General features: G+C 64.2%; 22 protein-coding genes. 12 read left to right on the plus strand and 10 right to left on the minus strand.

Annotation, left to right across the window (positions count from 1 at the left end; genetic code table 11):
* The coding region (locus BM145_RS15250) for an ATP-binding protein (protein ID WP_177200243.1) at positions 1-184 on the plus strand (184 nt) is incomplete at its 5' end.
* A gap of 168 nt (positions 185-352) precedes the next feature.
* Positions 353-565: a hypothetical protein gene (locus BM145_RS15255; protein ID WP_143090217.1), complete on the plus strand. Its 213-nt coding sequence runs from the start codon at positions 353-355 to the stop codon at positions 563-565.
* A gap of 40 nt (positions 566-605) precedes the next feature.
* Here BM145_RS15255 and BM145_RS15260 read toward each other — a convergent pair whose 3' ends face one another.
* Positions 606-1,004: a hypothetical protein gene (locus BM145_RS15260; protein WP_093334500.1), complete on the minus strand. Its 399-nt coding sequence runs from the start codon at positions 1,002-1,004 to the stop codon at positions 606-608.
* A 353-nt stretch (positions 1,005-1,357) separates the two neighbouring features.
* Here BM145_RS15260 and BM145_RS15265 point away from each other — a divergent pair, with 353 nt between their 5' ends.
* From BM145_RS15265 to BM145_RS15285, 7 genes are all read left to right on the plus strand, one after another.
* Positions 1,358-2,104, plus strand: a complete 747-nt coding sequence (locus BM145_RS15265) for a PEPxxWA-CTERM sorting domain-containing protein (RefSeq protein ID WP_245739407.1) — start codon at positions 1,358-1,360, stop codon at positions 2,102-2,104.
* A gap of 110 nt (positions 2,105-2,214) precedes the next feature.
* On the plus strand, positions 2,215-2,358 hold the full coding sequence (locus BM145_RS16175) for a hypothetical protein (RefSeq protein WP_177200244.1): 144 nt from the start codon (positions 2,215-2,217) through the stop codon (positions 2,356-2,358).
* Positions 2,358-2,597 (plus strand): hypothetical protein, encoded by a 240-nt coding sequence (locus tag BM145_RS15270; RefSeq protein WP_093334501.1) that lies wholly within the window; start codon positions 2,358-2,360, stop codon positions 2,595-2,597. Before BM145_RS16175 ends, BM145_RS15270 begins: the two co-directional genes overlap by 1 nt.
* 151 nt (positions 2,598-2,748) lie before the next feature.
* Entirely contained in the window at positions 2,749-3,090 is a 342-nt protein-coding gene (locus tag BM145_RS15275) for a hypothetical protein (protein WP_143090218.1), read from the plus strand.
* Positions 3,091-3,202: 112 nt separating this feature from the next.
* Positions 3,203-3,331 carry a hypothetical protein gene (locus BM145_RS16555; RefSeq protein ID WP_281244371.1) on the plus strand — a complete coding sequence of 43 codons (129 nt, stop codon included), beginning with the start codon at positions 3,203-3,205 and terminating at the stop codon, positions 3,329-3,331.
* The gene (locus BM145_RS15280) at positions 3,331-3,960 is read left to right on the plus strand and encodes an SOS response-associated peptidase family protein (RefSeq protein WP_093334503.1); all 630 of its coding nucleotides are present in this window, start codon (positions 3,331-3,333) and stop codon (positions 3,958-3,960) included. Before BM145_RS16555 ends, BM145_RS15280 begins: the two co-directional genes overlap by 1 nt.
* Before the next feature lie 55 nt (positions 3,961-4,015).
* A complete protein-coding gene (locus BM145_RS15285) occupies positions 4,016-4,528 on the plus strand; it encodes a TIGR02594 family protein (protein WP_093334504.1) in 513 nt (170 codons plus the stop codon).
* 71 nt (positions 4,529-4,599) lie between these two features.
* Here BM145_RS15285 and BM145_RS15290 read toward each other — a convergent pair whose 3' ends face one another.
* From BM145_RS15290 to BM145_RS15300, 3 genes are read right to left on the minus strand one after another with little or no spacing between them, the layout of a single operon-like run.
* Positions 4,600-5,034: an acyltransferase gene (locus BM145_RS15290; protein ID WP_093334505.1), complete on the minus strand. Its 435-nt coding sequence runs from the start codon at positions 5,032-5,034 to the stop codon at positions 4,600-4,602.
* A 29-nt stretch (positions 5,035-5,063) separates the two neighbouring features.
* Positions 5,064-6,332 (minus strand): Y-family DNA polymerase, encoded by a 1,269-nt coding sequence (locus BM145_RS15295; protein ID WP_093334506.1) that lies wholly within the window; start codon positions 6,330-6,332, stop codon positions 5,064-5,066.
* Entirely contained in the window at positions 6,329-6,754 is a 426-nt protein-coding gene (locus tag BM145_RS15300; RefSeq protein ID WP_093334507.1) for a LexA family protein, read from the minus strand. Before BM145_RS15300 ends, BM145_RS15295 begins: the two co-directional genes overlap by 4 nt.
* Positions 6,755-6,919: 165 nt before the next feature.
* Here BM145_RS15300 and BM145_RS15305 point away from each other — a divergent pair, with 165 nt between their 5' ends.
* Positions 6,920-7,174, plus strand: coding sequence for a hypothetical protein (locus BM145_RS15305; RefSeq protein ID WP_093334508.1), 255 nt, complete (start codon positions 6,920-6,922; stop codon positions 7,172-7,174).
* 332 nt (positions 7,175-7,506) lie between these two features.
* On the opposite strand, the gene BM145_RS15310 is transcribed toward BM145_RS15305, so the two are convergent.
* Genes BM145_RS15310 through BM145_RS15315 form a run of 3 tightly spaced genes read right to left on the minus strand, consistent with a single transcriptional unit; the run spans position 7,507 to position 8,235 of the window.
* Positions 7,507-7,749 (minus strand): hypothetical protein, encoded by a 243-nt coding sequence (locus BM145_RS15310; RefSeq protein ID WP_093334509.1) that lies wholly within the window; start codon positions 7,747-7,749, stop codon positions 7,507-7,509.
* Between the two features lie 35 nt (positions 7,750-7,784).
* A complete protein-coding gene (locus tag BM145_RS15815) occupies positions 7,785-8,003 on the minus strand; it encodes a hypothetical protein (protein WP_143090219.1) in 219 nt (72 codons plus the stop codon).
* A gap of 25 nt (positions 8,004-8,028) precedes the next feature.
* Positions 8,029-8,235, minus strand: a complete 207-nt coding sequence (locus BM145_RS15315; RefSeq protein ID WP_143090220.1) for a hypothetical protein — start codon at positions 8,233-8,235, stop codon at positions 8,029-8,031.
* Between the two features lie 124 nt (positions 8,236-8,359).
* Here BM145_RS15315 and BM145_RS16480 point away from each other — a divergent pair, with 124 nt between their 5' ends.
* Positions 8,360-8,788 carry a hypothetical protein gene (locus tag BM145_RS16480; RefSeq protein ID WP_093334511.1) on the plus strand — a complete coding sequence of 143 codons (429 nt, stop codon included), beginning with the start codon at positions 8,360-8,362 and terminating at the stop codon, positions 8,786-8,788.
* A 64-nt stretch (positions 8,789-8,852) separates the two neighbouring features.
* The gene (locus BM145_RS15325) at positions 8,853-9,518 is read left to right on the plus strand and encodes a nitroreductase (protein ID WP_093334512.1); all 666 of its coding nucleotides are present in this window, start codon (positions 8,853-8,855) and stop codon (positions 9,516-9,518) included.
* 176 nt (positions 9,519-9,694) lie between these two features.
* Here BM145_RS15325 and BM145_RS15330 read toward each other — a convergent pair whose 3' ends face one another.
* The 3 genes from BM145_RS15330 to BM145_RS15340 form a co-directional block, all read right to left on the minus strand.
* On the minus strand, positions 9,695-10,033 hold the full coding sequence (locus BM145_RS15330; protein ID WP_093334513.1) for a hypothetical protein: 339 nt from the start codon (positions 10,031-10,033) through the stop codon (positions 9,695-9,697).
* A 100-nt stretch (positions 10,034-10,133) separates the two neighbouring features.
* On the minus strand, positions 10,134-11,339 hold the full coding sequence (locus BM145_RS15335; protein WP_342741820.1) for a tyrosine-type recombinase/integrase: 1,206 nt from the start codon (positions 11,337-11,339) through the stop codon (positions 10,134-10,136).
* Between the two features lie 42 nt (positions 11,340-11,381).
* Positions 11,382-11,644: integrase core domain-containing protein (locus BM145_RS15340; protein ID WP_143090221.1), on the minus strand; the 263-nt coding region annotated here is incomplete at its 5' end.

Here is an 11,644-nt window from a genome sequence, read left to right on the forward strand (position 1 = left end):
CCATCTGGTGAGCAAGCTCTACGAACGCACCTCTGTCATCGTCACGACGAACCTGGCCTTTGGCGAGTGGCCCACCGTCTTCGGCGACCCCAAGATGACCACCGCGCTGCTCGACCGCATCACACACCATTGCGACATCGTCGAGACCGGCAACGACAGCTGGCGCTTCAAGCATCGCAGCTGACGCCCGGGGCCACCGGCAGAAGACGCTTCGCGCTGGTTGCGCCTCCGGTCGGGCTACGCCCGCCCTACGTCGCAACCAGCGCGAACGGCGGGCGCGCCATACCCGTCACACCGCTCGACGAAGGGGGTCCCTTTTGGACGCCGATAGGGGGTCCTTTTTGGACGCCGATTGACATCCATCGCCATGTTCGTTGACCATAACCTTTGGCCAGCGGCGCCGTCCGAACCCACGCCGCAGCCGAAGCGTCGGCTGTCGGACGCCGAAGAGAAGCGGATCGGCTGGGCGATCGTCGTCTTCGTCCTCATCATGTTTGCTGGGCCGCTTGCCGGCTCGTCGGTGATCGTCGCCGCTGTCGCGGTCTGGCGAGCGTTCGTAGGTTGATGCGGGCGCGACTTGGCTCTCGAACAACTCGGACGCTCAGCTAGCCCGGCGTCGAGGTCGCCACGTCGATCCGCAGGTCGATCGACACCGCGCTCCCATCGAAGTGTAGACCATCCAATCTCGTGGGTACGGTCAGCGTCGGCCGAGCGGAATCGCCAATCAACTCGCTGCCGGTGTAGGCCCACCAGCAGTCGACCATCTCGGCAGTGGGTAGGCGGCCGGACTGATAGTAGAGTTGGACGGCGGCGTACCGCTGCACAGATGGCAACACCGTGGTTACGGTATCCGCCAGCTCGCTATCCGAAAGCGGTTGCGCAAATGGCAGCACTAAGGCGGCAGCGACACTGGTTGCGGCTGAAAACGGCACCGGGGGAGTCTCCTCGAACTCGCCCGAGGATGTGCCGCGAAGTGTTACGAAAGCGTTGGCCCAACCGATCATAGAGGAAGCGGTGTAACCTGCGGCACAGCCTGTCCTACTTGCACCCAGCCGCCTTTGTTCCGCCGGTCAACGCATTGCTGCACCTAAAGAAAATACCTCAACACAGCGCCGTGTCTCATTTTGAGACAGTCGAGACATGGCGCTTTCTTTTGCCATCAGCCGCTCCGGTGAGCGGTTCATTTCGCCGAAATTCGTTAACGTTAACGCTAACCGGTGAACATGAGACAGCATAACGAACCTAGTGGCTGTTCGGCCGTCATTAACAACCCGTTAATCGTCAACACGTTGTCACTTGGTTCAGGTAGGCCTGCTCGCGAGGCGCTGCTCCTGCGGCGTCCCAGGGAGTATCATCGATGTTCATCAATACGACGTTTTCGCGTTCAAAGCTGACACTGGCTGCTGTGGCGGCTTTCGGCAGCCTTGCCATGGCTGTGCCTGCCTCTGCGGCCACGCTGGTCCAGTATGACTTCACGGGGAACGTAGGTAACGAGGCCAGCGAGCCGGCGTCTTTCTCGGCCACCAACGTCTCGGGAGTTGCTTTCACGCGTGGCGCTGGCCTGAACACTCCCAGCGGCAGCGATGCTTTCGCTTCGTCGGGCTGGAGCGCTTACGCCGCTAGCCCTACCGATTTCCTGACCTTCGGGCTGAACATTGCGTCAGGCTACACCGCGAGTGTCAACCAGCTCGTCTTCGCCGCGCGTTCTTCGAACACCGGACCTGGCGATCTTGCTCTGTTGGCCGCGATCGACGGTGGCGCGTTCAACCAGATTGCAACGTTCACGCAGAGCGCTGAGAACGTTTTGAACCGTACGCTCAACTTCTCCTCGATCGAGGGTACGTCGAGCGTCGTTTTCCGCATCGTGGCTAACAGTGCCCGGGCAGCGAACGGCACGACGCTGGCGACGGGCGGCACCTTCCGCGTGCAGAACTCCGTTGGAACTACTGCGAGCCCGTTCAGCATCAACGGCACGGTGTCGGCCGTGACGGCGGCCGTGCCCGAGCCAGCCACGTGGGCGTTGATGCTTGTCGGCTTCGGCCTGGTCGGCGGAGCGATGCGCCGCCGCAATAGCAAGGTCTCGACCACTGTCACCTACGCCTGATCTTAGCCGGGTAGTTTAGGCGGAAAGCCGCTGCTCTCGACGAAGGGTGGCGGCTTTCTTGCGTTTGGAGACGAGCGGCCTAGGCTATGTCGCTAGAAGGGGATGGGTCCATGGACAAGAAGTTGGTCGGCGGTGGCCTGTTGCTGGGGTTGATAACCGGCATCATCCTCGACAACCTCGCGCTCGGCATCATGCTTGGGCTGATGCTTGGGGCTGGAGCCAGCGCGGCAAAAGCACGCAAAGAGAACCCCTGATGACCGACGATCTTCCCACCATGCCGGTAATTCGCGATCTGCTCCGCCATGCCGCGGAGGCGAGAGGTGGCGAGCACGACGAGCACGCGCGATCGTGGCAGGCCATGGCGGAAGAGGGCATCCGGCTGCTGGCCGACGACGAGTTGATCCGCGGCTACGAGCGCACCACCGGCGAGCCTGGCAGCCGCGAGGCCGCGGCGCTGCTGGCGGAGATCAAGCGCCGAGGCCTGGACGTATGAGAGAGGCGCGTACCGACTTGGGCCGCGTTTCCCAAGCTGATCGTACTGTTGGAAGCGGCCCTGGCGGAGGCCGATCGTTGTGGATCAGTTCCAGCAGCAGCGCACATCGCGCAGGCGATCGATTTGGTCGACCGGGAAGATGAGGACCGACATGGCCAGCGATGAACGACGGCTCCTTTCGGCGAAGCGCCTGTGCGCGGGACGCTCCATGCGCCGCGAGGAATTTCCCGAGGAGATCTTCGGCGACTATTCGTGGTCGATGCTCATGCTGGCGTACATCGCACGGCTGGAGCAACGCACCCGGCTGGCCACCGACATCATGGCTCAGGCTGGCGTATCGGCCGCTGTCGGCAAACGCTGGCTCACCTTCCTTCGGGAGCAGGATCTGGTCTTGCCCGGGGAAACCTTGCAGCTTACCCCTACGGCCGTGGCGAGGATGGATCGCTACATCGATTGTGTGATCGAGCTCGCCAGCGGCCAGGCGACGATATGATGCGCCTGGACGGCACTGCCATCTGCCTGGCCGAGGCGCTGCTAGAGGAGATCGACAGGCGAAGGCTGAACGTTCGAGGATGATATCTCAAACGCCCGAGCAGGTCGCCGCGATGGCGCTCGATCCGGATCTTGTCGCTGAACTGGATGACGATATGCTGCTGCTGTCGGTGGACGCCGCATCGGACGAGGACCAGTTGATACTGATGGCCGAGGTAGTGCGCCGAGGTCTTGAGGTCTGATGTGTAACAGAGCCCGCTTTCAGAGCGAGCCCGAGACGCTGTTCGAGCGATTCGGTGCGAGTTGGGCCGCCGACGTTGTCCGGCCGAACCGCGATCCTCAAGAGCTGTTCCCTAAGGCTAAGGCCTATGTCGTCCGTCACGAGCGCGACAAGCCGGTACTCGACGTCATGTCATGGGACGTGCTCGGCGGTGGCGCGAAGTGGCCGATGACCAACGTGCGCAACCTGAAGCTGCCGCAATGGCGCGCCTTGGCGGCCGAGCCGGCGAACCGTTGCCTGATTCCCCTGACGGAATTTTGCGAGTGGACTCCCGACACGCACCAGGTCGGTAGCGGCAAGCCGGTTAAGGGCGAGATGTGGTTCGCAGTCACTAACCAACCCGTCTTCACCATAGGCGGGTTCTGGCAGGTCACCGCCAAAGGGCCGAGCTTCGCGATGGTCACCTGCGACGCCAACGAACTGGTGGCGCCAGTCCATCCGAAGGCGATGATCACCATTCTGATGCCCGACGATCAGGAAAGGTGGCTGACCGGCAGCTACGAGGATGTGATCTCGCTCCAGCGACCGTACCCTGCAGATCGGATGACGGTGCGAGGGCCGGTGTTCCCTACACGTGCCGGTGGCGTGTGATTATTCGTCCGGACGAGTAGCCGCCATCGCCCGCAAGCCCTCCGCTAAGCCCCGCATGATTAAGGCACGCGACCCCGCTTGGCTGGTGGCGGCGCGCGCTAAGTTCGGTACGCGCGAGGCTCCTGGCTCGGCGAACAATCCGACCATCCTGGGCTGGGCGAAACGCTTAGGCACCAAGGTGCTGGGCGTGATCTACAACGCCGACAGCGTCCCATGGTGCGGCGTGTTCGTCGGTGCATGCCTGGATGAGGCCGACATCGACTCGCCGCTGTTCGCCGTCCGCGCGAAGAGCTGGGCGACATGGGGCGACAACCTGCGACCGGAACGCCTCGCGCCTGGCGCGGTGCTAGTCTTCGAACGCCCAGGCGGCGGCCATGTTGGTTTCTACGTCGGCGAGGATGCCGAAGCCTATCACGTGCTCGGTGGCAACCAGGGCGACAGCGTCACTATCGCGCGGATCGACAAGGCACGCTGCATAGCGCGCCGGTGGCCGTCCGGGCGACCGGTGATCGGCAAGCCGGTCATGGTCGCGGCGGGCGGACGTCCGACGTCGAGGAACGAGGCGTAGGTTAGCGCAACAGTGTCGAGGCGAAGTTGAAGCAATAAGCCGCAGGAAGGCACGTCGCCGGCCAAAGGCAGTCACTGGGCGACGAGCTCTTTCACCCGCTCCGCGGACGGTGGGCCGTAGAGGCCATTTGCTTCCGTCGACTTCGCGATAACGGCACCGGCATTGATGACGCACCCTTCTCGGACCGTGACGCCGGGATAGATCGTCACGCCGGCGCCCAACCAGCACCCGCGCTCAATCAGGACCGGACGGTACCGATCGCCCTCTTCGCTGCGCCGCCAGACCGAACGACTGATATGGTGCGTGTTCGAGATGATCAGGCATCGATAGCTGATGCGTACAGCCTCGCCGATCTCCACACCCCCGGTCGCGTCGATCAATCCCTCGGCGCCGACGAACGCGCCCCTGCGGAGAATCAAGCGCTCGGGATGGATCACCGTGCAACTGGAATCGATAAACGCGCCGTCCTCTATGAGGATCGACTGTATGTCGGCTTGTTCAAGCATTCAGCATCCTGGTTCGTGATGGTTGGTGATCATGCCCGGACTGTCGGCACCTCGGAGATGCTGGTCGTCCATGAGGGTGACCGCATCTCCGATCGCAGCTTCCACTCGCGCTTGAAACCCTGCGACGCGGTGACGGCGGTCCATCTACCGAACCGGCCATTGATCTCGTCGAGTGCCCCCATCAGCCGCGCCCGCTTGTCGCCGTCGTCTTCGAACAGCGTTCGCGGGCGCATGTCGGCGGCAACCAGATCGTCGAGCATGATGCCGGCCTTGGTGTAGGCGTATCCGTCGCGCCACACCCGCTCGGCAGCACGGCGGGCGGCCGCGATCAGTTCCAGGCTGTCGTTAGTCATCGGGTGGAGCGTTACGGTTCGTGATCCGGCGTATTGCGGCCGATCGGGCTTGTGCCGGTTAGTGTGGAAGAAGGCGGTCAGCCGGGCGGCGACTAGGCCGTGGGAGCGCAGCTTCTCGCCGGCCCGCATCGCATATTCGGTGAGCGCCCCCATCAGCCGGTCGAACGTCGTCACCGGCGTGCCGAAGGAGCGGGTCACGGCCATGCCTTTTCGCTGCGGCTCGACCATCTCGACCGCGGCCGACGGCACGTTGCGCAGCTCGGCGACGAGCCGCTCCAGCACGACTGTTCCAACTGCTCTCGCCTGCTTCATCGGCATGTCGCACAGCATGCCTGCCGTCGTGATCCCCAGATCGGTCAACTTGCGCGCGGTAGCACCGCCCACGCCCCACACATCGCCAACGGGAAAGGCCTGCATCACGTCGCGGCGTACGTCCTCGTCGCGAAGATCCGCGACGCCGTCGAAGCACGACTGCTTCTTGGCTGCGGCGTTCGCCAACTTGGCCAGCGTCTTCGTCTCAGCGATGCCGACGCACGTCGGGATGGTGGTCCACCGCTGCACCTGTTTCCGCATGGCCCGCGCGTGCGCCACTAGGTCCCGATCCTCGAACCCGGCAAGGTCGAGGAAAGTCTCGTCGATCGAGTAAATCTCGTGGTCGCGGGCGAACGCCTCGCACGCGGCGATCACCCGTCGCTGCATGTCACCGTATAGCGTGTAGTTGGACGAGAGGACACGAATGCCGTGCGCCCGCACTTTGTCGCGGAGATGGTGGATCGGGTCGCCCATCTTGATGCCGAGCGCTTTCGCCTCGGCCGAGCGGGCGATGGCGCAGCCGTCGTTGTTCGACAGAACGATCACCGGCACCCCGACGAGGCTGGCATCGAAGGCGCGCTCGCAGGAGACGTAGTAGTTGTTGCAGTCGATCAGCGCGATCGGCGTGCTCATGGCATCTTGCGGGCAACGCCCACGACGACGCCCCAGATCTCCACGTTCTCGTCGACCAGGATGTGTGGGAAGCCCTCCGCCTCCGGCACCAGCCAGTGGCGCTTGTCCATGTAGCGGAGGCGCTTCAGCGTGCGATCGCCATGGACCAGCGCGACGACGACGGCACCCGCCCGCGGCTCCTTTGCTCGGTTGACGACGATCAGGTCGCCGTCGTTGATGCCGCAGCCCGACATCGAGTGCCCATCGACCCGCATGACGTAGCTGGCGGCAGGATGTTCGACGAGCCATGCGCCCAGGTCGATTGGCTCCTGCATGTCGTCCTGCGCGGGCGACGGGAAGCCCGCCGGGGTATGGACGAGCAGCAGCGGCACCTCGCGTGGCACCAGCTCGAAAGGTATTTCGTGCAGTCGCAGCGCGGCCATGAGTCGCTCCCTTCTCCGCCGGGCGCTCTAACGCCGACGAGAACAGGAAGGGAACAGAAAAGATGGAGGGCAGCGCGATCTTCGTGGGAAACAACCTGGGATACCAACGCTGGCGGACCGCGACCACTGCGCTGGCGTTGGAACCCGACGATAGGAGCGATCATCATGGGCAACGGCACCGGCAACGACATCCTCGTGCTGCTTCTTCTGTGTGTCGGCGGCTCGATCGTCCTCGCGGCGCTGGGCATTTGGCTGCATCGGCAACGGAAGCTCACCTCGCGCGGCGCGGCGTTGGTATGGGCGATCGTCACAGTCCTGCCGCTGTTCGGTGCAGGGTTCCTGATGATGAGCAAGCACGTGGTGGAGCAAGCCACCGGTGAGACGCAGTCTGGCGTCAACGAGGAGCCGGCGACCCGTTGAGTTACTAAGCTACCGAAGGGCGCCTCTTCCGCTAATCTTCTTGCGCTTTGGTGCAGCGTCTTTTGCCGAACACCGTAACGGGTGGTTACCGCGAGCGGTAACTGTGCTGCGGTCAGCATGCGCTGCCTGAACGTCACCTGTTGATGGACGTCAGCGTCGAGACAGCGCTCGGCGCATACCAGCGCCACATGCATTGGGCATGGGCATGGCTGAGCAAGACGTGGCGGCAATTGTGCGCGTCTTGGCAAGATGAGCCGCGGGAAAAGCCACGTCGGGCAGCACCGCCGCCACGACGAAAGCGGCGCCGGTAGAGCCCGGCGACGGAAACTCCATCAGCCGTTCACGTAGGGGTGAGCCTGCCGGATGATCTCGGCGGCGTGAACGATCACCTTGCGCTCGCGTGGCTTGCCGCCGGGCACAACGCACCAGTTCGATCGCACGTTGTCGACGATCGGCAACTGATGGACGGCGCCGATGATCCCGCGCCAATGCTCGTCGGTGCCGCCCTCCACGCCGGTGATCACCTTTACGAGTAGGTCGGCCAGCGCGGCCGTGGTCGGATTACGAGCATCCATGCCACCAGGGTAGCGACGGCATGGTTGCCGATCAGTTACTCGACGCCATCGCTGCGCGCATCACCGGAAAGGTCGTCGGCGTCGAGGTCGCCTTGCTTTTTGCCAAGAATGTCTCTGTCCTCACCGTTCTTTCCCGGGTTGTCGGTACCGCCACCCTGGCTGCCTTCGCCATCGTGTGAGACCGTCTTGGTACCGGAGCCTTTATCGTCACCTTGGGTAACCGGCTGATCGCCGTACGTGCGCTCGTCTTTCATGATCGCGTTCTCCGTTGGTGTATGGTCAGCTCGGCTGCGCGGCGCTCTCGACTTCGCCCTCGCCGCCTTCGGTCGGAACTGTCTTGGTGCCGCCAGCCGCCGCATCCTCTTCGCTCAGGGCCGCGGCTTCGGCGTACCCTGCAGTCTCGTCGGCGATGCCGGCATCGGTGGTCTTCTTGGCGACATCGTCGAAGTCGCTCGGGCTTGTATCGGAAGCCATGGTATCCGGCATCGTACTCTCCTTGCTGGCGGCGTGTTTGCCACAGAGCAGGAACGCGCAGGTGGTCCGCGGGTCGCACGCCCTCGTGTCACGGCTCGACGCCGTATCTAAACTGCGGCCAGCGTGTTGAAGCGGCATGCTCCTGATCCTCGCGGCCGCAGCCGCCGTCATTCCCGCCGGCACCACCTTTGCCTGCACGCCGACCCGAGTGTGGGACGGCGACGGCCCGGTCTGGTGCGCGGAGGGTCCGCGGCTACGACTGGCAGGGATTGCCGAGCGCGAGTCTGACGGCACGTGCCGGAGCAACCAGCCCTGCCCGAAGGCGGCAGCGGACGATGCCCGGCAGGCGCTAGTCGACCTGCTCGGCCGCCGCGTTGGAACAGCGCCGCAGGGACATGTGCTCGTTGAGGGTCCTCGGCTACGCTGCATCTCGAACGGCAGCGCCGGTCACAATCGAACGGGCGCATGGTGCGTGTCGCCTACCAGCGGCGATTTGTCATGCGCGATGATCAAAACGGGCACAGTGCTTCGGTGGCACCGATACTGGAGAAAGCACCGCTGCTGACGTTCAGCGCGCGGGTTGGTCCATGCTGCTTCAGTGCGACGTTACAACCAGCTAGTACGGCGCGATGGAATTCAAAGACGTCGTTCGCGCCCGCCGGTCGGTTCGCGCCTTCCGCCCTGATCCCGTGTCGCGTGCAACAGTCGAGGACCTGCTGGAGATCGCCAGCCTGGCACCGTCCGGCACCAACATTCAGCCCTGGAAGGTGCATGTCGTGGCGGGCGCGACGCGTGACCGGCTGGAGCGCGAAGTGCTCGCACACCGGGAGACCAGGCCAGAAGACGGCAAGGCAGAGTTCGCCCGGACCGAAAAGCGCAAGGAGCCGTACCTGTCGCGGATGCGGGCCTTGGGCAAGGACATGTACGGACGCATCGGTATCCCACGCGGCGACGAAGCGGCGAGTTGGCGCCAATGGGGACGCAACTACAGCTTCTTCGACGCGCCTGTCGGCCTGATCTTCACGATCGACAAGGACCTCGACTCCATGTCGTTCCTCGACATCGGCATGTTCATGCAGACGTTTATGCTGGCAGCGAAGGATCGCGGCCTAGACACGTGCGCGCAGGGTGCCTGGAACCTCTTCTGGACTGCGACCCGCCGTGTCCTGTCGATCCCGGACGACGAGTACATCATCGCCGGCATGGCGCTGGGCTACGCCGACGACGAGCACCCGGTAAACGGCGTCGTGGCGACCAGGGAACCGCTCGAGCAGATCGCCACTTTCCACGGTTGAGTGCAGTCGCTCGCGCGACGTCGTAAGCCGCGAAGCGAAGACGCCAGCGCCGCGCGCAAATTAACCGGCCAGACGGTGAAAAAATCGTTGCCGGACGATAGGACATGGTTTGCCCCCGTAACGCGGACCACCAACAAGGGCGGAGCAAAGCGGGTTCCAGGGTCAAGCCGCCCAGGTCAATTCAGGAAGCTGTAGGTGCCTTTCCCATCGCGCTGCCAGCGGTGGCGTTCCGGGTTGGTGCCGGTGTCTTGATCGAGAATGGCTGCGACGTGCCGGGGGTTCAGCCCGAGCCGCGCGCCGACGGAGACGATCTCGCTTTTCGTGGTTATGCCGTCGCCGATGCAAGCACTGATAAGGGCAAGCGCCCGATCGTTCTTGTTCCGCCCACAGGTATCCAACAGCTCGCGGAGGTCGGCATACGACCCGGCAGGCGACGGCGGCCGGGAAGGAACGACGATGTCGGCGACGGAGATCGGCGCGGCGGCGGGGATGACGATGTCGGCGAAGTTCGACATATAGATTCTGCTTTCTACTGATCTTCGGGAAACCGAAAAAAAATTTAGGTACGCCGATCCACCTACCGGCGACGGGCCGGCGGATGGATCGGGATGAAGGTTAGTCGGCAGGCGCGGCCGTCTGCTTCTTCGCACCCGCCTCCACGGCGGCGAGCAACGTCGAATTGGCGAGGTGGGAGTAGCGTTGGGTGCTCTGGACCGACGCGTGCCCGAGCACCTTGCCCACCGCGAAGAGGTCAACGCCGCTGTTCACCATGAACGACGCCGCCGAGTGGCGCAGGTCGTGGATGCGGAGGTCGTGGAGGCCGGCCGCCTCGCGCGCGGTCTGCCAGCCGTGCTTGATGGTAGTGAGATGCTTCTTCGAGTTGCGCGGCGTCGGGAACAGGTACGTCGCCTCCTCGGATCGCGGCAAGCCCGCGATCACGTCCACCGCCGCCTGCGCCAGCGGCACGTAGCGCGCCCTTCCCGTCTTCGAGGTAGGGACGTGGAGACTGCGCCTCGCTAGGTCGACGCTGTCCCACCGCGCCGACAGCAGCTCCGACACGCGCATGCCGGTGAGGAGGAGCAGCCGCACGATCGCCGCCAGCTGCGGGTTCCTCGACGCCTCCGCCGCCGTGACCAGCCGGGCGGCCTCCTCGGCGGTGACGAAGCGCTCGCGGGCGTTGTTGAGCGGCTTCCTCGGCACGCCGCGGCAGGGGTTCCGCTCGCACCCTGCGACGCCCCACTGAGCGCCGAGTTCGAACGAGCGGCTCATGATGGCCCTGATCTTCTCCACCGTGCCGGCGGACAGGCCCCCCTCCCGCTTGGAGGCGAGCCACTGGGCGACCCCGCGGCTGTCGATGTCGGTGAGGCGGGTTCTTCCCCACTTGGTCACGATGTGGTTGCGGACGTAAGCCTCGATCGTGCTGAACGACCGGTAGTGCAGCTTGCCGTGCGCCATGTGTTGTGCGGCAAGGTCCGCGTAGAGCGGCACCGCCCTCCGCTCCGCCTTCTCGGCCGCCGGGTCGTTGCCGATCCCGACCTCGCCGCGGAGACGTTGCGCCACCTTCTTGGCAGCCGCGAACGTCACGTCCTCGTAGCGACCGATCTTATGCATCTTCAATCGACCGTCTTTGTCGTAACGCAGATAGTAGGTCTTCCCGCCGGACGCCCGGCACTCCAGCATGAATCCGGTGATCGCCGTATCGTAGTAGTCGGTCTTCGTTTTGCCCTCCTTGCAGTGGGCGAGCAGCGCGGCGGTGTGGTCGTGAGGTGGCCCCCTAAATGACCTGACAGGATCTCGCTCTTGGATAAGAGTGAGGCATATGACTGAACCGCGCCGGGTTTGCCGGAGGCCGTTAGATGTGAGTCACGCTGCCATATCGATGACGTCGTCGGAAGCATAGTATTGGTCTTCGGCTTCGGCAGGTGGGATGTTGCCGATGGGTTCGAGCAACCGGCGATGGTTGAACCAGTCCACCCATTCGAGCGTAGCGTACTCGACCGCTTCGAAGCTGCGCCACGGCCCGCGCCGGTGGATCACCTCGGCCTTGTAGAGGCCGTTGATCGTCTCGGCCAAGGCGTTGTCGTAGCTGTCGCCGACGCTGCCGACTGATGGCTCGATGCCGGCTT

Origin of the sequence: Sphingomonas rubra (genome assembly GCF_900115745.1) — a bacterium.
In the GTDB taxonomy this organism is placed as follows: Bacteria; Pseudomonadota; Alphaproteobacteria; order Sphingomonadales; family Sphingomonadaceae; genus Sphingomonas; species Sphingomonas rubra.

What these genes read in the sequence shown, in the direction of transcription:
- BM145_RS15285 (WP_093334504.1), top strand. Translation starts at nt 4,016, where the DNA reads ATGATTAAGGCACGCGACCCCGCTTGGCTGGTGGCGGCGCGCGCTAAG.
- BM145_RS16480 (WP_093334511.1), top strand. Translation starts at nt 8,360, where the DNA reads ATGCTCCTGATCCTCGCGGCCGCAGCCGCCGTCATTCCCGCCGGCACC.
- BM145_RS15325 (WP_093334512.1), top strand. Translation starts at nt 8,853, where the DNA reads ATGGAATTCAAAGACGTCGTTCGCGCCCGCCGGTCGGTTCGCGCCTTC.
- BM145_RS15275 (WP_143090218.1), top strand. Translation starts at nt 2,749, where the DNA reads ATGGCCAGCGATGAACGACGGCTCCTTTCGGCGAAGCGCCTGTGCGCG.
- BM145_RS16175 (WP_177200244.1), top strand. Translation starts at nt 2,215, where the DNA reads ATGGACAAGAAGTTGGTCGGCGGTGGCCTGTTGCTGGGGTTGATAACC.
- BM145_RS15280 (WP_093334503.1), top strand. Translation starts at nt 3,331, where the DNA reads ATGTGTAACAGAGCCCGCTTTCAGAGCGAGCCCGAGACGCTGTTCGAG.
- BM145_RS15330 (WP_093334513.1), bottom strand. Translation starts at nt 10,033, where the DNA reads ATGTCGAACTTCGCCGACATCGTCATCCCCGCCGCCGCGCCGATCTCC.
- BM145_RS16555 (WP_281244371.1), top strand. Translation starts at nt 3,203, where the DNA reads ATGGCGCTCGATCCGGATCTTGTCGCTGAACTGGATGACGATATGCTG.
- BM145_RS15295 (WP_093334506.1), bottom strand. Translation starts at nt 6,332, where the DNA reads ATGAGCACGCCGATCGCGCTGATCGACTGCAACAACTACTACGTCTCC.
- BM145_RS15315 (WP_143090220.1), bottom strand. Translation starts at nt 8,235, where the DNA reads ATGCCGGATACCATGGCTTCCGATACAAGCCCGAGCGACTTCGACGAT.
- BM145_RS15265 (WP_245739407.1), top strand. Translation starts at nt 1,358, where the DNA reads ATGTTCATCAATACGACGTTTTCGCGTTCAAAGCTGACACTGGCTGCT.
- BM145_RS15260 (WP_093334500.1), bottom strand. Translation starts at nt 1,004, where the DNA reads ATGATCGGTTGGGCCAACGCTTTCGTAACACTTCGCGGCACATCCTCG.
- BM145_RS15310 (WP_093334509.1), bottom strand. Translation starts at nt 7,749, where the DNA reads ATGGATGCTCGTAATCCGACCACGGCCGCGCTGGCCGACCTACTCGTA.
- BM145_RS15305 (WP_093334508.1), top strand. Translation starts at nt 6,920, where the DNA reads ATGGGCAACGGCACCGGCAACGACATCCTCGTGCTGCTTCTTCTGTGT.
- BM145_RS15290 (WP_093334505.1), bottom strand. Translation starts at nt 5,034, where the DNA reads ATGCTTGAACAAGCCGACATACAGTCGATCCTCATAGAGGACGGCGCG.
- BM145_RS15815 (WP_143090219.1), bottom strand. Translation starts at nt 8,003, where the DNA reads ATGAAAGACGAGCGCACGTACGGCGATCAGCCGGTTACCCAAGGTGAC.
- BM145_RS15270 (WP_093334501.1), top strand. Translation starts at nt 2,358, where the DNA reads ATGACCGACGATCTTCCCACCATGCCGGTAATTCGCGATCTGCTCCGC.
- BM145_RS15300 (WP_093334507.1), bottom strand. Translation starts at nt 6,754, where the DNA reads ATGGCCGCGCTGCGACTGCACGAAATACCTTTCGAGCTGGTGCCACGC.